At 60.1% G+C, this 20,237-nt stretch carries 15 protein-coding genes; 3 read left to right on the top strand and 12 right to left on the bottom strand.

Going from position 1 to position 20,237, the window contains the following annotated elements; translation table 11 throughout:
• Positions 1-29 precede the first annotated feature (29 nt).
• Positions 30-668, top strand: coding sequence for a glutathione S-transferase family protein (locus CW354_RS13345; protein ID WP_104830591.1), 639 nt, complete (start codon positions 30-32; stop codon positions 666-668).
• A 13-nt stretch (positions 669-681) separates the two neighbouring features.
• On the opposite strand, the gene CW354_RS13340 is transcribed toward CW354_RS13345, so the two are convergent.
• Positions 682-960 (bottom strand): acylphosphatase, encoded by a 279-nt coding sequence (locus CW354_RS13340; protein WP_104830590.1) that lies wholly within the window; start codon positions 958-960, stop codon positions 682-684.
• Positions 961-1,052: 92 nt separating this feature from the next.
• Here CW354_RS13340 and CW354_RS13335 point away from each other — a divergent pair, with 92 nt between their 5' ends.
• A complete protein-coding gene (locus CW354_RS13335; protein ID WP_104830589.1) occupies positions 1,053-1,280 on the top strand; it encodes a hypothetical protein in 228 nt (75 codons plus the stop codon).
• Positions 1,281-1,282: 2 nt separating this feature from the next.
• Here CW354_RS13335 and CW354_RS13330 read toward each other — a convergent pair whose 3' ends face one another.
• The 5 genes from CW354_RS13330 to CW354_RS13310 form a co-directional block, all read right to left on the bottom strand.
• Positions 1,283-2,095 (bottom strand): MOSC domain-containing protein, encoded by an 813-nt coding sequence (locus CW354_RS13330; RefSeq protein WP_279303129.1) that lies wholly within the window; start codon positions 2,093-2,095, stop codon positions 1,283-1,285.
• 69 nt (positions 2,096-2,164) lie between these two features.
• Positions 2,165-5,038, bottom strand: a complete 2,874-nt coding sequence (locus tag CW354_RS13325; RefSeq protein WP_104830587.1) for a hypothetical protein — start codon at positions 5,036-5,038, stop codon at positions 2,165-2,167.
• A gap of 98 nt (positions 5,039-5,136) precedes the next feature.
• Positions 5,137-6,021, bottom strand: a complete 885-nt coding sequence (locus CW354_RS13320) for an SDR family oxidoreductase (protein WP_104830586.1) — start codon at positions 6,019-6,021, stop codon at positions 5,137-5,139.
• A 68-nt stretch (positions 6,022-6,089) separates the two neighbouring features.
• A complete protein-coding gene (locus CW354_RS13315; RefSeq protein ID WP_104830585.1) occupies positions 6,090-6,308 on the bottom strand; it encodes a hypothetical protein in 219 nt (72 codons plus the stop codon).
• A gap of 326 nt (positions 6,309-6,634) precedes the next feature.
• A complete protein-coding gene (locus tag CW354_RS13310) occupies positions 6,635-7,834 on the bottom strand; it encodes a dipeptidase (RefSeq protein WP_104830584.1) in 1,200 nt (399 codons plus the stop codon).
• Positions 7,835-8,384: 550 nt separating this feature from the next.
• On the opposite strand from CW354_RS13310, the gene CW354_RS13305 reads away from it, so the two are divergent.
• Positions 8,385-9,785 (top strand): sulfatase-like hydrolase/transferase, encoded by a 1,401-nt coding sequence (locus tag CW354_RS13305; protein WP_104830583.1) that lies wholly within the window; start codon positions 8,385-8,387, stop codon positions 9,783-9,785.
• Positions 9,786-9,933: 148 nt separating this feature from the next.
• On the opposite strand, the gene CW354_RS13300 is transcribed toward CW354_RS13305, so the two are convergent.
• The 6 genes from CW354_RS13300 to CW354_RS13275 all read right to left on the bottom strand — a co-directional run bounded on the left by CW354_RS13300 (position 9,934) and on the right by CW354_RS13275 (position 20,201).
• Complete coding sequence (locus CW354_RS13300) at positions 9,934-10,860, bottom strand: SDR family NAD(P)-dependent oxidoreductase (RefSeq protein ID WP_104830582.1); 927 nt, start codon at positions 10,858-10,860, stop codon at positions 9,934-9,936.
• Between the two features lie 58 nt (positions 10,861-10,918).
• Complete coding sequence (locus CW354_RS13295) at positions 10,919-12,340, bottom strand: MFS transporter (RefSeq protein WP_104830581.1); 1,422 nt, start codon at positions 12,338-12,340, stop codon at positions 10,919-10,921.
• Between the two features lie 100 nt (positions 12,341-12,440).
• The gene (locus CW354_RS13290) at positions 12,441-13,814 is read right to left on the bottom strand and encodes an MFS transporter (RefSeq protein ID WP_207764806.1); all 1,374 of its coding nucleotides are present in this window, start codon (positions 13,812-13,814) and stop codon (positions 12,441-12,443) included.
• Positions 13,815-14,167: 353 nt separating this feature from the next.
• On the bottom strand, positions 14,168-16,726 hold the full coding sequence (locus tag CW354_RS13285; protein WP_104830580.1) for a TonB-dependent receptor: 2,559 nt from the start codon (positions 16,724-16,726) through the stop codon (positions 14,168-14,170).
• A gap of 64 nt (positions 16,727-16,790) precedes the next feature.
• Positions 16,791-17,471 (bottom strand): beta/gamma crystallin-related protein, encoded by a 681-nt coding sequence (locus CW354_RS13280; RefSeq protein ID WP_165793702.1) that lies wholly within the window; start codon positions 17,469-17,471, stop codon positions 16,791-16,793.
• Positions 17,472-18,095: 624 nt separating this feature from the next.
• The gene (locus CW354_RS13275) at positions 18,096-20,201 is read right to left on the bottom strand and encodes a TonB-dependent receptor family protein (protein WP_104830578.1); all 2,106 of its coding nucleotides are present in this window, start codon (positions 20,199-20,201) and stop codon (positions 18,096-18,098) included.
• Positions 20,202-20,237 lie beyond the last annotated feature (36 nt).

Genomic DNA, 20,237 nt, shown 5'->3' with positions numbered 1-20,237 from the left:
TCCGTATAACGACAAAAGGAGAAACCCTGATGATCACCATTTCCGCGTTCGCCTGGGTCCCCGATTTCGCCAAAGGCCAGGTGCGCGATCTGCGCGTGCGCTGGGCGCTGGAAGAAGCAGGGCTTCCTTACAAGACGCACCTTCTCGAGCAGGGCGACCAGGACAAGCCGGACTATCGCGCGCTCCAGCCATTCGGGCAGGTGCCGGTTTTCGAGGAGGACGGACTCTCTCTGTTTGAAACGGGCGCCATCGTTCTGCATATCGGCGAACGCTGCGAAGCGTTGTTGCCAAAAGAGGCGAAGGCCCGCGCCAAGGCACAGCAATGGCTCGTTGCGGCGCTCAACTCCATTGAGCCCTTCATCATGAATGTGGCGCTGATCGACTTGTTTTATGCCGATGAAGAGTGGGCAAAACTGCGCCGACCAAGCGCTGTCGAATTCATGAACAAACGTCTCGACGCCTTGTCGAGCGCGCTCGGCGACAAGAAATTTCTCGACGGAGACAATTTCACCGCAGGCGATCTCGTCATGTCGACGGTCTTGCGGATTCTTCCCGCGATCGCCGAACGCGATCCATGTCTTGCCGCCTATATCGACCGCTGTACAAGCCGGCCGGCCTTCAGTCGCGCCCTTGAGGCGCAGCTTGGCGACTTCCGGGAAGCGGCCTGACGCCTGCAAATCTTCAGTAGCGGATATAGAATTCCCCGTCCGTTTGCGCGGCTATGGCGTCCTCGGTTTCGACGGCATCGACCCGCGCGGCAGGCGGGCCTTCACGGCAAAGCGCAAGCATGGCGTCGACCGCCTCTGAAGGTCCCGAAAACACCGCCTCGACGGCGCCGTCGGGGCAATTGCGCACCCAGCCGGAAAGCCGGCGCGCCCGCGCCGCATCCTGCGTCCAGGCCCTGTAGGCGACGCCCTGCACGCGTCCCGTGATGCGGACCTGCACGGTTTTGTCAGCCATCGCGCCGCTTCCTTGTCATGCTTCAACAGAGTCTAAGGGCTTGTCAGGCGCGGCGAAAGCGGCTGCACTGAATCGAAGAAAGGAAACCGTCCATGCCGCAATTCGACATGATCGTGATCGATCCGGAGCGCGCCAAAGGCGCCGACATCGAACAGCATACGGCCGGCGCGCCTTTGCGCGAAGGCGGCGGCGACGAGACTTATCGCTGTGGCGGCTGCAAGACCAAGCTCTTGGTTAATGTGGCTCACCATGACGCGCATGGCGCGGTGATCAAATGCGGCAAGTGCGGCAAGCTCAATATCGAGCCGCATCACCATTAGGGCTATGACGCCTCGACGCTGTCGCCCACGGCGATGTCGCCGAGCGCGCGCGGCGCGGCGTTCATGCCGAAAATCACGCCTTTGATGCGCGGGTCCGTGGAACGGTGAATGCGCGCCAGGGAGGCGATCGGCTCCGGCCCCATGCGCGCGCCGGAGCGTTGATCGGTCGTCGTCACAATGCAGCGGTCGCATGGTTTGACAAGGTCGAGTTCGACGCCGCCGATCTTCAGCCTGCGCCAGTTATCTTCCGGCCAGTCCTCATCGCAATCGACGACAATATTCGGACGGAACCGCGCCATGGGAACGGCCGCGCCGCCATGAGCCTCAATATCGCGATTAAGCGCCGCCAGAGAGCCCGTGCTCGTCACCAGCACGGGGAACGCATCGGCGAAACTCACCGGCTCCGGCGAAGGCGTCCACATGCTGTCTTTCATGCGTCGCGCCTCATCGTCCATGAAAACCAGATGCGCCTCTTCCCCGAGAATATCCGAGAGAAAGGCGGATGCGGGCGGCGCGGCGCACGCGGCGCTCACGGTCGAATCCCAGACGACGACATCGCGGCGGCGCGCGGCGTCCGGACGCGCCACGTCAAGGACGCCGCCGCCATCCACGGATAAGGAAAGCCCATTTTCGGTAATGCGCGCCGCGATGGTTGCGAGCAGCGGACGCTTGCGCTGGGTCATGAAATTGCCCGCCGCATCAATCACCATCCAGCGGCGGTCATTTTCAAGGCCGCGCGTTTCGAGTTTTGCGCGCGTCAGATCGACGGCGCGCATGGCTTTCACCGGATGGATATGAAGAGATGCAACCTTAATGACTGGGCCTCAATGCCTTGCCGACGGCGCCGGATATCGGACTCTCAGTAGAATAGAGCACAACAGGCGTCATTTATCATTATTGCTTTCTTCCGCCGCCTCTTCCTGGCGTTTTTCACTCTCGACGCGCATTTGATTGAGCATCAACTCCTGAACCTCCGGAGACATCATGTCATAGCGTTGCATTTGAAAATCGACGCTCACCTTCGAAGCGCCCGTCTCCTCCAATAGTACGCGATACTCCTTGCGCATCGCCGCCGCTTCGTCTTCGGTTTGCGCCGGTCCAAAATCCGCGGGGTCGCGTTCCGGAGGCGTCGCCGTGCAGGCGGCGAGCGCGGGCTCGCAATAGGTTTTGCATTGCGCGCCGGGCTCCCAGTCGGCGTTGCACGAACAGGCGCAGGCCCCGCCAAGGGCCGCCCCGCCTGAGGCCGACCGGCCGCCGAGGCCTTTAGCGGGAGAGGAAGACGGCGCGCCGGACGAACGCGTTGCCTCGCCGAGCCCCGGAAACATGGCGGCGACATCCTGGGCGGCGTCATTCCCATCGGGACGGCCCGCATAAACCGTCGAACGCTTGTCGTTAAGGTGCGGCGCCGCAATGACGAACTCGACTTCGAGACTATGCGCAACCGGCAATGTCGGATTATCCCCGGCGGGCATCTCAGCCTTGCTGACGAGCGCCGCCGTGGCGCGGCCGCGCAGCACGTAAGGCGTGAACTCTTCGATGACGACATTGCCGTTTAGCGGGAAACGCTTCGCCCGCCCGGGCTTGATGTCATCCGGCGCCAGCGACTCCAGCGGTCCGTTCGGGCTTGTCGCGACGATATAGGCATTCTGGAAACTCCCGGTGAAGCCATAGTCGAAAGGCGGCGTGACAATGCTGATTTCGCTGCCCGGCGTTGCTTTCATCTTGTCGGCGAAATTCCTCATGTAATTCGGATTCTGCGCAAAAACGCCCGCCATCTCGGTCAATTGCGCGCCGAGCTGTGCGCTGAAACCGCCCTGCCCGATGGTTTCCGAAACCGACCCGAACCCGCCCGCCGGAACGAGCGTGAGGGAAATCCGCGTACGCGGTCCGCAGGCGATGAAGACGAAAGCATTAGCGCATGGACGCTCGTCAAACACCAGGGAGACGCTCTGACTGTTTCCGGCATAGGACGTCAGCACAACCTCTTCGGCGTTGATATCGCGCGCCGCTTCTTCGTCTGCATTTGCGAGCGGTTCGACGGCCTGATACGCCGCCGGAATGAGTTTCGCGGCGCCGGCATATTGCATGGGCGCAGGCCGCCGGTTCTGGCGCTCCAGAAACCCGTTCCCGCCGCCGCCGGCGGGCGGCTGCGGTGGCCCCAGCGAAGACGGCGTCAGGCTCGAATTCCAGTGCCCGAGCGTGAGATAGAGCACGCCATTATCCGCCGGTTCAGGCTGTCGATAGCCGTCATATAACGGATCGCTCATCGCCGGCACGGAGAAGTCGTCGCGATCGGGCGACGGGAAATTGACCAGCAGGAAAACCGCATCCTCTTCGCCATGCACGACAAAATTCCACTGCGCATAATGCAAGTCAGGATCCGCGCTGGACTGCGACGTGCTCGCCTGCGGGCTGACTTTGCGCGTGCCCCCCTGTCCCATATGCAGACGATTGATCAACTCTTTGTCGGCAGACCCGAAAGCGGCCGCGACATTGGCGTAACCGTCCGTTTGAAGATCGAGCTTGATGCACCGCGTTGCAAATTTCGGCGCTGAAATTTTGCGCACCACATGAGGCGCGCTTTCGGAGAGGACGGCCTCTTCGCATTCTCCGAAAATTGCTGCGAGCCAGTCGTCCTCGGTCTTGATGTCTCCCTCTCCGAAGCCCTTCAGCCGCGCCGGCACATAACCGGCGAACTGGGTGATGAAATTGGCGTACATGCGGTCGACGCCTGCGCCGATGCGGGGCGTCGCTTTCAGGGCCTCGTTGATCCAGTAATATTCCCGCTCCGTCGCGGCCGGCGAGTCCGCGCCGCGTTTCGCCATCGGGATTTCCAGCATCTTTCTTAGATAGTCGTAGTTTTCCTGGAAATGATCATTCGTCTTTTCAACATCGACTTTTCCTTGGGCCCCGGCGTGTTCAGCCAGGTATCGCCAGAACGACCCGGTGTGGTAAGCGCGACGATAAAGAGGATGCGTTTTTGTATTGAACGCACTCTTGGGAAGCTTTTTCGCCTCTTTCTCTTTGATCAGTTTGCCATCGCTGTTCCGGATGTAAATTGTCGTTTCTGCAGTATCCAGCACATGCAGCGGCGCGCTGTACTTGCGCGCATGCAATCCCCATTCCGGCGAGGACTCTTCGTCATAAAAGTCGTGAGCCCCGTAAATGACAGCGTTTGCGGATATGGCTTCCGCCGCGCCCTCTATGATCCAGGGATCGATTTCACAATTTTCCCACATCTTGTCATAGGCGAACTGCGTGGCGTGAAACAGCTCATGCGCAAGCGCCATATCCGCAAAGGGTGTCGGTTCGCCTTTCGAAAACATGACGCGCTGGACGTCTTGAGCCTCGCTGTCGAACAGGCCGCCTGTGCCGACATCGATATATTTCGGACTGCTCGGCTTTTCACAATCGCGATTATACGCCGCCGCCGCATCCTTTCGCTTGTTCGGATTGATAAAAAGCGGATAGAAATTTTTGATTTCCGATGTTTCGGGGTCGCGATATTTGTAAGGGGTCAGGGCCGGCGGCCTGAAACCCCTCGTTTGATAATATCTCTTTATATTAAAGAGCGACCTCTCAAGGCCTCTCAGGGAAGCCTTCCGGTCCGGATCGATCTCGATCACCTTGTCCGGATCGCCCGGCGCCTGTTTGACGAAAATGAACGGAAGCTCGTCTTTGGCTTGGGCGTGCAAAGCCCCCGCCCAGCTAAGGAAAACAATCCCCGCCGCAGCGAAGCGAATAAGCGATTTGAGCATGTCTCCCCCTGACATATGCGTCACGAACCATGAATAACCGCGCCCGTCCTAGCGGCGCAACCCATAGCTCTTTGCATAAGGTTTATCAGGAGCGCGGTTTATCCGCCCAACATGCCGTCCATGAGCGTTTCAGCGACGCCCGGCGGCGGCGTCGACGCATCCGGCACGAAGAAATCCGGCGCCAGCTTTTTCGACGGATCAACGCGGTATTTTTCGAAATCCGTAACGCCGTTCTCGTAAAGGAACGTGTCGTCGATGATGAAATTTCCGGTGAAGTCTTTCGCGGGTTTCGTCAAAATGAGATGCGCGGCGTCGGCGAGAATATCCGTCGTGCGCGAGGCCTGCATCATCGCCTCGCCGCCAAGCGCGAATTTCACCGCGGCGGTCGCGATCGCCGTGCGCGGCCAGAGCGCGTTGAACGCGATCCCCTGGTTTTTAAACTCCGCCGCCATGCCGAGAACGCACATGGACATGCCGTATTTCGCCATGGTGTAAGCGGTGTGGCCGGCGAACCATTTCGGGCTCATATCGAGCGGCGGCGAGAGCATCAGAACATGCGGGTTTTCCGATTTCTTCAGATGCGGAATACAGATTTTCGAGGTCAGGAACGAGCCGCGCGCATTGATCGAATGCATCAGGTCCCAGCGCTTCATTTCCGTCGCTTCGGTGCCGGTCAATGAAATCGCCGAGGCGTTGTTGATGCAGATGTCGAGCCCGCCGAATTTTTCGACCGTCGCCGCGACCGCCGCTTCGACCTGATCCTCATACCGGATGTCGCAGACCAGCGGCAGCGCCTTGCCGCCCGCCGCCTCAATCTCTTCGGCGGCGGTGTAGATCGTGCCCGGCAGGTGTTTGTGCGGCTCGGCGGATTTCGCCGCGATGGCGATATTGGCGCCGTCCTTCGCGGCTTTCAGCGCGATCGCCAGGCCGATGCCCCGGCTCGCGCCGGTGATGAACAGGGTTTTGTTTTTCAAGCTTGTCATAAGGCCGTCTCCTCGCTGGAGGGGAGACTAGCCTTACCGCCGGGGCATGCAACAGGAATCGGCGCCTGCTAGCGCGCATCCTTCACGCCGCAGCACCCGACAGCGCAGCGCGCTTCGTCCAGCGATTTGACGCGCACGATGTTTTCCGTTCGCCCGCCGGGACTGAGCGCCGAGTTCGATAAGCCGATCGCGACATGATCTTCGATGATGGCGGACCCGAAGCCGTGGGCGTCCAAATGGTCCTTGATTTCAGCCAACAACGAAACGTCGCGGGGCTCCTCGAACATTGTCTTTCCTTTCTGTTGAAATGCGTTTCAGGCGATGTGAATGACGCCGCACTTACACAAAGGACGCCGCCGGATGCAATAAACAAAATGGACATGCAGTTGCGAAAAACAGCCCCCGCGCGCGCCTGAACGAAAATTCAAAAATCGGACCGCGTAAAGTGTATCGGGAGTCTCAAAATGGACTTCCCAAATTTGGGCAGGATGCGTTTTGGCTGTGGAAAAAACGGCGCCGGCGTTGAAGAGTTTCTATTCTTCTTATAAAAAAACCGGCCTCCGAGCAGCTGCTGCGGAAAGCCGGTTTCAAATAATCCGTATGGGAATCAGCCTTAGAATTTGCGCCTTTTGTTGCGCGCGTCTTCGACCTCTTCCCAGACCCGCAGCGCATTGCCGCCGAGAATTTTTTCGATCGACGCTTCGTCATAGCCGCGCTCCAGAAGGCCGTCGACGATGACCGGATAGGTCGACACGTCTTTGAGGCCTACGGGCAACGCATCGCCGACGCCGTCATAATCACTGCCGAGCCCCACATGGTCGATCCCGGCGAGCTCCACGGCGCGGTCGATATGGTCGAGCACCTGATCGAGCGTGGCGAAGGGATAAGGATGGTTGGAAAGCCAGGCGGTTCGGAACGCCTCCTGCTCCGTCTCCGTCATCTCCCGGCCGAGGCGCTTTTGCTCCGCCGCGCGCGCCGCCTCCAGCGGCTCGCTATAAGTGTTGGCGGCCTCATTCAAAAACATGGAGCCGATGGCGACCATAATGACGCCGCCATTTTCGCCGACCTTCCCGGCGAGTTCGTCCGGCAGATTGCGCTCCCAGCCCGGCGTGAAATGACGCAGCGAAGAATGCGACGCGATCACCGGCGCGCGCGTCGTCGCCAGGACGTCCTCAATCGCGGCGTCTGAAATATGGCTGACGTCCACCATGATGCCGAGATCGTTCATGGCGCGCACCACCTCGAACCCGAAAGGCGACAGGCCGCCCCATTTCTTATTCTCGTCATAGGATGAATCCGAAATATGATTCGATTTCGAATGGGCGAGCGTCACATAACGCACGCCGCGGTCGTAGAAATGTTTGAGATTGGCGAGATCGCCTTCGATGGGCGAACCGTTTTCCATGCCGAGCGGCAGGGCGATTTTGCCTTCCTTGAAAATCCGGCGCACATCCTTCGGGCTGTAGGCGATCTCGAACTTGTCCGGATATTGCGCCTCGACGCCCTCCATGAGGCCGATGAGAATGTCGGCGCGCGCTTTCGCGCCGCCCACAGGCTCATAATCTGCGGACACGTAAATCGACATGAAAGGCGCATCGAGCCCGCCTTCCCTGGCGCGCTCATAATCGAAGTCCACGGTCTTTTCGCCCGTGGCGATGTCGGCGCCGGCCTCGGCGATCGTTGACGGCGCGTCCACATGCCCGTCGACGATCACATATTTATGGGCGATCTCAACGGCCTGCGCCGATGGCGCAGCATGGGCCTGAGCGAGGGCGATCAGGGATGAGGCGAGAAGGGCGGCGGTTTTCTTCATGGGTGGAAGCCTTTCACTTGCGGCGCGGACACGCGCCAAATTGCGCTCTCCCCCCGATTTGCGCAGGGAGCGGGCCGCAAATCAACCGGCTTTTTTGCAGTTGCGAGATTTCAGGTGCGAGATTTCAGGTGATCGTGGGGACGGCCCATGGGCCTTCGCCCTGCTCCGCCCCCACGAGGAGAGATGTTGCCGGAACCGGACGCTGGGGGAGAAATACGCCAAAGGCCCCGAAAACAGCGGCGAGCCTAGGGGGCTTTCCGCAAAAAAACTGTCATCCAGACGACAAACCGGCTTTCGGAACCGGGAAAAACCCTTCACAAGGGGGAGTTGAAAAAATCAGGCGCAACCTATGCGAGCGCGCCTGATTGTGGGAATCGCCGCCGCCGCATGCGCCGCGGCGGGCCGCGGTTTTTCATTCGTATACATACTTTTTCCCTTTTTCTAATTTATGCACACAGGTTCATATTAAACTTCTCTGCCAGCGCCTGCCGGTTGAGCGGGATTTGCTAGTTTTCAACACAACATGCGACTGACTGAAGGAGGAAGCGCAATGACCGACTCTTCGCGGTTCGACCGGCGCCGTTTTCTGGCGGCGAGCGCCGTCGCCGCAGGCTTGCCCGCCGTCGCGAACGCGCCCGCGGCTTTGGCGAAACATGATGGTCCGCCGAATTTCCTGTTCATCATGGCGGACGATCTTGGCTGGGCCGATCTCGGCTGTTACGGGCGCGACGACGTTGCGACGCCTCATCTCAACAAGCTGGCGCGTCAGGGAATGCGTTTCACCGACGCTTATGCGAATTCCTCCGTCTGTTCGCCGACGCGGGTCGGCCTCATCACCGGCCGCTATCAATACCGCCTGCCCATCGGCGCTGAAGAGCCCTTGGGCATCAACAGCGAACACGAATTGCCCGCGGGCGGGCCCACCATGCCGGGCCTTCTCGGAAAAGCCGGTTACCAGACCTCCCTTGTCGGCAAATGGCATCTCGGCGGCATCGACAAATCCGGTCCTTTGGATCACGGCTATCAGCATTTCTGGGGCATCAAAACCGGCGGCGTCGATTATTTCCGCCACAGTTTCATCATCAATGGCGAGGAAACGCCGGATCTGTGGGACGGCGACGCCCAAATCGAAGAAATCGGCTATCTCACCGACCTTCTCGGCGCTCATGCGAGCGAGGAAATCACGCGCATGAGCGCGCAGGACGCGCCTTTTCTTTTAAGCCTTCATTTCACCGCGCCGCACTGGCCCTGGGAGACTGCGGAAGACATAGAAGCGGCGAAACAAATACGCGAAAGCCTCGATTTCGAAGGCGGCTCCATGGCGACTTATCGCGGCATGGTGGAAAGTCTCGACGCCGCCGTGGGGCGCGTTCTTGCGGCGCTCAAGAAGGCTGGCAAGGACAAGAACACCATCGTCGTTTTCACCTCGGACAATGGCGGCGAACGCTTTTCCAAAACCTGGCCGCTCAACGGCATGAAAGGCGAACTTCTCGAAGGCGGAGTCCGCACGCCGCTGATCGTGCGCTGGCCCGGCAAGATCAAAAAGGCAAGCCAGACGGCGCAGACCGCCATCAGCATGGACTGGCTGCCGACGATGCTCGCCGCAGCCGGCGCCGATGTGGAAGCGCCGCAATTCGACGGCGTCGATCTTCTTCCCGTTCTGACGGGCGGCGAAACATTCGAACGCAAGCTCTTCTGGCGTTATCAGGCGCATGACCAGCAAGCCATGCGCCAGGGCCCTTGGAAATATCTTTCCATCGGCGGCCATGATTATCTTTTCAATATAAAAGAAGACCCCATGGAGCGCGCCAACAAGAAGACAATCGAAGCGGAACGTTTCGCGCGCATGAAAGACGAATGGGCCGCGTGGAACGAAACCATGCTCCCCTATCCGGAAGACAACCGCAGCTGGAGCAACAAGCTCGGCGGGTTTTACGCTGACCGCTACTAAGCGCCTTCCGATTCTTCATCGCCTATCCTTTAGTGAACGATGCCTGGGCCGCAATCGTGCTTTACGCCGTCAACCTGTTCATCGCATTGCTCGGCGTCCCGCCGGGCAACGCCGCGCTGCAGGTCATCACGCTGGCGGAAATGCGCGCCTAATCGAGCGCGGGCACGTCTTTTTGTTCGTCATAGATCGGGTTGTAAATCAGCGTGCCGAAGAGCTTGACGACTTTCGCGCGCTCGTCATTCGGCGGGTCCTGCGGGATCGAACGCACCAGCGCATCGTTGCGCGCGACAAGACCGTCTTTGAACTCCGGGTGCGACATGATGAAAAGATCGCCGCGCGTGATCCCGCGCAAGACGCGCTCGCCCACCTCTTCCGGGTCCATGAAGACATTCGGATCGAAAGGCGGGATATCGCGCGGCGGCGCCTCGCCGGCGGCCGGCGGCGTCTCGTCGCGCAGATGCGCGGGACGCACCTCGTGGGTCGTCTGGCCGAGGCTGGTTTTCACCGGGCCGGGATAGAAAACGGAAGCGCCGACATTGGTCCCCTGAAGGTCGGTCGCGAGCGATTCCATCATGCCCGTGACGGCGAATTTCGTCGTGCAGTAAAGCCCGGCGCCGCCAACGGCGGAAAATCCGCCTGTGGACGAGGTGGTGAGCACATGCGCCGGCTCGCCATGTTTCAGCATGCGCGGCAGGACGGTGACCACGCCATTCACGACCCCGCCGATATTCACGTTGATGCTGAAATCCCAGTCCTTATAGGTGCAGTTCTGCATGGGCTTGCCCGCGACGCCGACCCCGGCGTTCAGCACGAGAAGATGGATGTTGCCGTAAACTTTTTCCGCTTCGTCGGCTGCCTCGACCCAGGCGTCGCGATCGGTGACGTCGAGCTTGATCGGATGCACCGGAAAATTCGTGTCTTTGAATTCCGACATGGCTTCATCGAGCGCGCTTTGGCGGACATCGGCGATCACGACATTCATGCCGTGTCTGGCGAACACTTTCGCCATGCCAAGCCCCATGCCGCTGGCGCCGCCGGTGATAAAAGCGGTCTTGCCGCTCACATCTTTCAACATGATGTTTTCCTTCTTCCCGTTTTTTGCGCGCCGCTTCGCAAGGCGGCCGCCGTGACTGTTACGCGCCTTCCTGTTTCATGGCGGCGCTGGCGTCCGCCATGGCGCCGACCGGCGTTTGACTTTCGGCCGGCCCGTCGCCGGCGCCTTTAGGCGTCAGGTCCTTGGCGAACCGGTAACGGCCAAGCGCGAGATAAAGGCCGATGGTGATCACCATCAGGAACGCCATAAAGACGAACACCGGCTCATAACGACCGTATTTGTCGTAATACATGCCAACCAGCAGCGGCGCGACGCCCATGCAAAACGCCTGAAACGGCGCCTGAATGCCGACCAGCGTCGCGAAGGCTTTGAGCCCGAAAAACCGCAGCTGGAACAGGGTGCCCATGGGCCGCTTCGCGCCGCCCGCAAAACCGATCAGCCCTGCGGCGAAGAAAAGCAGCGCCACGCCTGCGGTCCCGCTGACCAGCAGCAGGTAAAGGGTGAGGCCAATCGCCGTCAGCAGACTGAAAGGCGCGGCGACTTTCGCCGTCTCGAACCTGTCGAGCAAAAAGCCGCCGACAATGGCGCCTGCGGCCATGGCGAGCTGTGAAAAAGACAACACCCATGACGCGGTTTCAACGCTGATGCCACGCGAGACGATGTAAGGAATCAAATGCGGATTGAGCCCCATAGCGGGGATCAACGCGAGAAAGCTGGCGATGAGGATGAGCCAGAAATCTCTCGTTCTCAGCGCTTCCCCGGCGGTGAGCCCGGGCGGCTCGTAAGCCGGGGCGCCGGCGGACGCGCTTGTAGGCGCTTCTTCATGCGGCGCTGCCTGCGCTGTGTTCCGGGCCGCCGCATCCGCCGGCGCAGCTTCGCTTTTCGGCGGCTTTGGCGCTTCCGGCTCTTTCAGCCAGACGAAGAGAATCGGCACGACTGCCAGCATAATGAGACCAAGGCCGACAAACATGCCGCGCCAGCCGTAATTGGAAATCAGCCCCTGGATAATCGGCGGAGCGAAGGCGCCCCCGATGCTCGATTCGATGCCGAAGATCGCCAGCGCCTTGCCGCGGTGCTTGTTGAAAAGCGCGCCGATGACCTTCGAATAGCCGATCGCCGTCGTTCCGGCGAGACCGAGAACGCCGAAGCCGGCGTAAAACTGCCAGAGCGATCCGTCCTGCAGCGACAGCGCCATGGTGATCAGGCCGACAAGCACGGTGCCGCCGATGATCATCACGCGCACGCCGATCTTGTCGACGAGCCGGCCGAGGATCGGCGCGGAAATCGAACCAACCAGCATCATCGACGTCAGCCCGCCGGAAAACTCCGTCCGAGACCAGCCGAACTCTTCCGTCATCGGCAATGTCAAGAAGGCGATCGCCATGAACGGCAGGATGGACGAGCCGAACAACGTGCCCACAAGGATCGCAAAAGCGATCTTCATTTTGCGAATGGAAAAATCCGATTCTTCTTCCGCCGGCGTCTGAACATCAGCCGTCATGTCGTTCCTCCCAAAAGTTCACTGCCGCGCCGTTTGACGGCGTCTTTATAGTCAACGTCCGAATTTTCTCGCCGCAGGCTTGCGCGCCTCCTGGCTATCTCTATGCGTTCGCCGCGCCATAGGCCTCTTCTTCCTTCCTTCGCATGCCGCGCACGACGGCGCCGACGCCGATGACCGACAGCGCAAGCAGCGACGGGCCCAGCATCAGGAACAGGAAGATCTTGATCACCGGCAAACCGCTCGACAAAAATACGCCGCCAAGGATCGGTCCGGCGACGCCGCCCATTTTCGCCACCGACGACGCCCAGCCGCCGCCATTGGCGCGGATCGCCGTTGGATAATAAATGCTGGCGATGCTCAAAATGCCGTAATGGCCGCCGGATATGAGCGCCACCACGAGCACGTTGATCACGAGGAACAAGGTCGTGGGAATCGGCATGACGCCCATTACGAAGAGCACCGGCAAACTCGCGACCGGAAACGCCGCAATGGCGAAAGGCCCGATGCGATCGGTGAAACGCATCAGCGTCATGCCGGCGACGGCGCCCGCAAGCGCCGCGGCGGAGCTGACCCAGGCGGCGGTCTGGCGACCTACGTCGAGATTTTCAAGAATGATCGGGCCCCAGCTCGCATGGAGATAAACCGTGAGCGTCGACGCCGTATAGCCGAGCCAGATCAGCGGCGTCAGCACCAAAAGGCGCCCTTCGAACAGCTGCGAGGCGCGGAACTGTTTTTTATATTCGGGCTCGTCGCTTAAAATGAACTGCGTCTCGGCGCCGACGACGGCGTCGGGATCGAGGCGCTTGACGAGGCGCGCGATCTCTTCAGGATTGCCGCCCCGCGCCGCAAGAAAACGGATCGATTCCGGCAGATTGAAAAAAAGCGCCGCGGCGCAGACAAGCGTGCCGGCGCCGGCGAGAAAATAAACGCCCTGCCAGCCGAAATGCGGCGCGGCCCAGTTGGTGAGCGGTCCGGCGAAGGTCGTGCCGAGGGAATAGCCCACCATGATCAGGGTGACGACCGTGGCGCGGATGCGCTTGGGCACGAATTCGATATTGAGCGCCCAGGCGAGCGGCAGCATGCCGCCTATGGCGAGGCCGTCGAGGAAACGGAACAAAAGCAGCTGTTCGTAAGTTTGCGCGAACCCGGTGATAAACGTCAGTATGCCGAATGAAAACGCGGCGATGACGATCGAGATGCGCCGGCCGATGCGATCGCCGAGATAGGCGAAACCGAACCCGCCAAGGGTCATGCCGAGTATGCCGGCGCTGAACACATTGCCCAGCATGCCCTGGCTGAGCTCAAGCCCCTCGGCCATATAGGGCGCCGTATAGGAAATCATCATCATGTCGAGGCCGTCGAAGAAGGTGATCAGCCAGGACAGAATGATGAGCTTGTAGTTGAAGGCGGAAAGCCGCCGCCCGTCGATAAACCCCGAAATGTCAAAAATCGACTGGGACGTCTCGCGCATCATTCATCTTTCCATAATGGCGTTGGCGCGCGTTTTAAACGCATCCGCCCGGAACGCGCGGCGCAAGGACCTTGTTTCCGGATCAAACAACCGGTCAAACGCCATCTTGTTCTTCCCTGCTGTAAGCGATCTTGAGACGTGCGCCTATTGCATTGCAGACGGGGGCGGCCGCCGCAATTGATCGATATGAGCATAATTGCGCCGCTTCCGCCTGGAGAACCAAGAATGAATTTGTTCCTTACAATGAGCGCAGCCGCGATCATTTATCCGCGACAAAGGGGCGGGTACGGACAAAAAGAAATCCGCCGCCCCGGGAAGCCGGAACGGCGGATCTGTCAGCTGCAAGCCCTTAAGGCCTAGAAGCTCTTCTTGACCTGGATGTACCACTCGCGCGGGGCAGCCGTCTGCGCCTCGGTTCCCGGCTGACCGAATGCGGTCAGATCGAAAACGTTATGGTAGTACTCTTTGTCGAAGAGATTAGTGGCGCCGACCGCGACCTGGAAGTCGCCGTCTTCGTTCAGATAGGTGATGCGGCCGTTGAACACCGACCGACTCGGCACGCGGGCGATGGCGGTCGTCGAGTTGAAGGCGATGGCCGACTGGTAGAACCAATCGATGCGCGGCGTGATTGTGCCGCCAAGGCCCGGCGTCTGAATCTCATAAGCGACGCCAGCCGACCCCGTCCATTCCGGCACGAAGACCGGATCGGTATTGACGATCGCCGGGTTGTTTTCGAGCTCCGGCGCCTTGAACTGGGTCCAGCCGCCTGACGCGTTGATGAACAGGCCCGGAATCGGACGCCAGTCGATCTCGGCCTCGATGCCTTTCACCTTGCCCGGCGTGTTGATGTAGTTTGTTTTCGAAATACACGAAACGCCGATGCCGTTCGGAATATCGACCGGCCCGTCCGTGGCCGGAACATAGTCCCGGCAGGTCGAGGTGTTTTCACCGGTGACCACATACACCTGATCGCCTGCCTGGTTGCAATCGCCCGTAACGCCGCTGTCGAAACATTCCGCGCCGCCAGCAGGCACGATCCGCTGTTTATAGTCGGTATAAAAACCGGCGAGGTTCACCCGCATCGTGTTGTCGAATAGATCGCCCTTGAAGCCGAGTTCGTAAGCGATCGCCTCTTCCGGATCCACGGCCACGACTTGCGAGGCCTGGAATGGGCGCGGATTGAAAGCGCCCGGCCGATAACCGGAAGCCGCCGATCCGTAAACCGTCACGTCGTCGGTAACCTGGTAATCGAGACCGGCGCGCCAGTCGAAATTGTCGCTGGCGACCAGCACGTCGGTGTCGATGCCGCCGCCATTGTTGAAATGGACTTTTTTCTCATCGTCCGAATAGCGCCCCCCCAGCGTAATGCCGAGACGCGGACCGAAGGGACGGAAAACGCCCTGTCCAAACACCGCCTTCGACGTAGAATCGAAATCGATCACCGCGTTCTGCTGGAAGCTGAGGAACGCAATCGAGACGTTCGACGTGGTCTGGGCGTTGGACGAGTAGAAAAAGCCGCCCAATGTAAAGTCGACGAAGTCACTCGTATAGTTGAAGCGAGGCTCGACCGTCCATTGTTCGTGATCGATCTGGCTCTTGACGGTTTGCAGACTGAGCGGCGAACCGTCCGTGTCGTTGATGCCCGTGGTGTAGACATCGCGATAGCCCGCGACCAGGGTAAAGGTCAAATCCTCAGTGAGATCTACATTCGCCTTGGTGCTGAAGCCATAATTTTCGATAACCGCTTCACGCTTGAGTTGAACGCCGCCGCGATCGCCGGAGCCGTTATAGTAGGTGCAGGTGCCGACGAAGGGTGTGGGATCGCAACCCGCCGGATACATGCTGCCGGACGGAATGGGATCGGCGTAGGTCGCATAAGTGGTGTACGGGCTGTCCGTCAGGAAGCGCTCGTCATAGCGGATGCCCCAGAGCGGTTCGTAGACCACATCGGAAAGATTGTTGGTCGAGCTGTTCGGCACGATCTGAAGCTGTTTGTCCGCCACCGGCTCCGACTGGTCGTTCGTATAGTCGGTGGTGAAGGTCACGTCCCAACCGTTTCCTTCATATTTCAAGGCGCCGCGAAGCGCCTGAACGTCCTGGCCGCCATAAGTGTCGAGGACGCAGTCGTCCCCTGAAGTCGGCCCTGCGGTCGGATTGGCGAAACCGCCCGACGGATCGAGCGAGGGGAAGTCGCCTGCAAGTTCCGGCGTGCCGGCCTGAACCATAGCGCAACGGAAATCGAGCAGCTTCTGATAACCCTTGCGGCTCTTCGAAACGCCCGATACGCGCAGAAAGAGGTTGTCGGAAAGCGGGTAGTTGAAGCCGGCGCGGATGTCGGTCCGGTTATAGGCGCCGTAAGTGGCGTCGATATAGGCTTCCGGCTCCGGCCCCGGCTCTTTCGGGATGATGTTGACCGCGCCGCCGATAGCGTTGCGGCCGAAGGTGGTGCCTTGCGGGCCGCGCAGCACCTCGACCCGGTCGATGTCGAGCAGGTCGAAGACCGAGCCGGCGAGCAGCGCGTAATATTGGTCGTCGACATAAAAGGCGACGCCCGGCTCAAAGGCAAGGTTGAAGTCATATTGGCCGATGCCGCGGATATAGGCGGTCACGGCGCGGCCATAAGCGGCTTGGGCCTGCTCGAAACTGGCGTTCGGCACGATGCGGCCGACATCTTCAATGCTGTCCATGGCGCGGGCTTCGAAGGCTTCCGCGGTAACGGCCGTGATGGCGAGCGGCGTATCCTGAAGGTTCGTCTCGGAGCGAGTCGCCGTAACCGTAATCGTGTCGAGGCCGCCGCGGGCTTCCTCTTCGTCCTGGGCCAGCGCCGGCGCGCTCAGCGCCAGCGCCCCGATGGACGCGCCAAGCAGCGCTGAAGCCCGCCTGCTCGAGATAAGTGTTGGATGTTTCTTCTTCATGATTCCCTTCCCTGGTTTGGATTAGCTGGTTGACGTCTTATTGTTATTTTATCCCTTGCAATTTTCACGGAGCTCCTGCGCACAGGAGGTCGCCGACCACCCGGCGCCCATTGCTGACGACGTCGCTCTTGAATTCAATTTTTTCAAAACCCGCCGCGGCGCAAAAAGCCCGGGCCGCGTCTTCGTCCTCGGCGTCTATCATTGCACCGTCAAGCATCGGCGTTTTGAAGAAATAGGCCTGGTGGCCGCGCAGCAAGCCTTCGGCGCTAGCGACCGGCGCCGCGGGCGCATCCGGGACCGCCGCCCGGGCGGGCGCATCTTCCACAGCCCCTTTTGCAACCTGGGGCGCACTGACGGTTTCCGGCTGAGCCGGCCGCGCCTCAATAGGTCCGGCGCCGCTTGGAGCATCTTCAATCGGGCGTACAGAGCGGACCCGAGAAAAAAAGCCGAGCTCTTTTTTGAGGCTGACGACCTCGTCGCCCACCCCAAGGTCCAGACAGGCGCCTTTGAAATTATTGCGCGTGCAAAGCTCCCAGCGACCGGACTTAACCGATGCGCTGTGAAAAGGATACCGCACGTCTATATCGGCCACCGGCGCGTCGAACGAGACCTGCCGTCCCGACATCCCGACTTTTTCGAACATGACGAGCACCGGAGGCTCCATATTTTCGCCCGCCGCCGTTACGACAAACGCCGCGGGAAGACAAAAAGCCAAAAGCCAGGCCGCTGTCTTACGCCTAACCATCACAATCCCCTCGGACTTAGCGCATATCATGACTTGCTTTCAGGGCGCCTTCAACATCGATTCAAGAACAGCGCGCAGCGACAGCGCCTCAAGCCATGGGCGATTTTCCGTATCAGGAATATTAAGATGAACTAAACATTTTTTCGACTGTAGCGTCAGCGCAACAATGACTTCGCGTTTGCAGTAAAAGTTTTTGCATCGCAGCAGGGGTCATGAAAAAAGATTCAAGCCATTGAACATCAATATAAAATGACAAAAAAACACGCCCGAACCGGCGTCTTGAGACGCGTTTCAAAATCATTCGCAATTCAAAATATCATTTCCACCGTGTCCGCCCTGCCGCATATATTTGAAAGAGCAAACGCGCGCGCATAACTTTCAGGCGAAAGTTGAGTTCGCCTTTTGTCGAAATTGACTTCCGCGCCGAACGGGTGAGAGACGCATCTGCGTCGAAGGACACGCCGCTCATTTTAAGCGCGCGCGAAATATGCTAGCAACAATCCTGTTACCAAGCCTTGCGCCCGGACCGTTCCGACGCGCTTGCGCCGCATTTAACGACTCCCGAACGGCGCGCTGGCGGCCGCAAAATAAAACCTCGCTGGCGGGCCCTTGAAAAAACAAACCTCAGAAGCGGTAACGAAGCCCGCCGTAAAGAGAGACGCCGACGCCGGGCGTGTAGATGCGCCCGTCAGACAGATCCTGCGACAGGACCGGCGTGAGGCCGGCCGCGTAATGCTTGTCCGTGAGATTTTCGCCCGATGCGTAAATCTCCAGATTATCGCTCATGCGATACCCGGCGCTGAAACCGACGACCGTATAGCCGGGCGCTGAAACCTCATTCTCGTGGTCGGCGTAATAGTCTCCCGCCCCGATCTCGACATTCACGCCGGCGAACCATTTGTCGCCCGCGCTGTAGCGCAGCTCGCCGCGATAGACATGCTGCGGCAGGCCAGCGAGACGGTTTCCATCAAGACCGAGATAACCGGAGTCGACAATGCGGAAATCGTTGTAATTATAGACATTGCGCAAGGTCAGCGCATGGCCTCTCCGCGAAAAGGCGCCGGGAAAAAAGTTGATGTCGAGCGCCGCTTCAGCGCCCCGGTGGCGGGTCTTGTCCATATTGACGAGGGCGTCGCCAAAGCCGTTGGTTTCCGGCTCCTCCACATTGATGATCTCGCCTTCAATGCTGGTGTTGAAATAGGCGACCTCCCAACCGACCCAGTCATTAATGCGGCCTCTGAGGCCTCCCTCATAGGAAAAGGAATCCTGCTCTTCGAGGCCGATGATGTCTTCCGGATCGCCGGAGACAAGCTCGCCAAATGAAGGCGGCTCATAGCTGCGCGCGGCGTTGGCGAAAACCTGCAGCGCTTTCGCAAGCTGGTAAGTTACGCCGCCGCGGGCGGCGACGCCGGTGTAGGTCTCCGAATCCGGATCGCCGTCGACGGTGAGCGTGCGCTCGGTCTTGACGAATTTGACGCCGAGATCGACCACAAGCTTGCTGATCGGGCTGACCGCCGCTTCGACAAACCCCGTAATCTTTTTCGACTTCTGGATCGTCGCCGCAGCGAGGTCGCCTTTTTCACCGTCGAGATTTTCATACCAGTCGACGTCTTTCGAACCGGACCCATAAGTCCCGCCAAGGCGCAGATCCGTATCGAATATCCACAGCCGCACCTTGCGGCGGGCCGCCAGGTTGACGCCCCATTCGCCGCCGTTCGAATCGAGAACGCCGGCGAAATCGATCTGCGGCGCCAGGACGTCGCGGCGCAGATAATGTCCCCCCCCTTCGAATGCGACTCCGAAAAGATCAAAATTGGTGACATTGGCGAGGCGCGCCGTCGTCAGTTTGCGGCCGATTTCGCTGTCGTCGGCGCCGCCGGCGAATTCGATGATCGGGCCACCCGGGAAAAGCGGGCCCAGCGTGATTGCGGGCATGTCCTGTGAAATATCGTCGGCGAGCTGCGCCTCGTTGAGGCCGCCGGCATATTCGTCGTCGCTGCGCGAGGCGTCGATGAAGAAGCGCGTGCGAAATCCCGGCGAGAATTCGTAACCGATATTGCCATAAAAGAGCGCGTCGATGCGCTGGTTGTTGTCCCGGAAACCGGTCTCGTAGCGCCCAGTGACGCTGGCGAAATAATCAAGCGCGCCCGCGGCGGCGGCGAGTTCCGCATGCGCCTGGCCGCCGGGCTTGCCGTCTTTTGTCGCGCCGGCGTCGAAACGGACGGCGCGCGGCGCGCGCGCCGTGCGGCCGGTCGGCGAAATGAAATTGACGGCGCCGCCGAGATTGTCGCCGACATATTTGAGATCGCCGCCGCCGCCGCGCAAGACGCTCACCTCGGACACGGCCAGAAGATCGACTTCAGCAAGATGCGTATCGCCGTGAATGTCGGTCAAAGGCGCGCCGTCGCGGAAGACATTCACCGTCGCGCGGTGGGTCCTGTTGCCCATGGTGAAGCCGCGAATGACGATGCGCGGTTCAGCGAGATCGAGATTGTTGACGGAAACGCCCGGCGCAAAAAAGAAGGCGCCGCCGGCGTCATTGGCGTAATTGTCGACGTAATCATTCGCGCTGATCGATGTTCCCGCCGCCGGCTTTTCCCATTCGGTCATGTCTTCAAGGGGCCGGTCGCGCAACAGGCCCGGCGGCGAGACCAACGGATCGTCCGCCGCCGCCGCCGTCGCAAAGCTGAGCGCTGCTGCGCTCGCCATAAGCGCTGGTTTGATGTTCATGCGTCGCCCCTGTTTCGCGTTCCCTGGCCTTTCGCG

Origin of the sequence: Hyphococcus luteus (assembly GCF_002943565.1) — a bacterium.
GTDB lineage: Bacteria > Pseudomonadota > Alphaproteobacteria > Caulobacterales > Parvularculaceae > Hyphococcus > Hyphococcus luteus.
The sequence above is the reverse complement of the archived record's forward strand: the minus strand, read 5'-3'. Positions and strand labels throughout refer to the sequence as shown.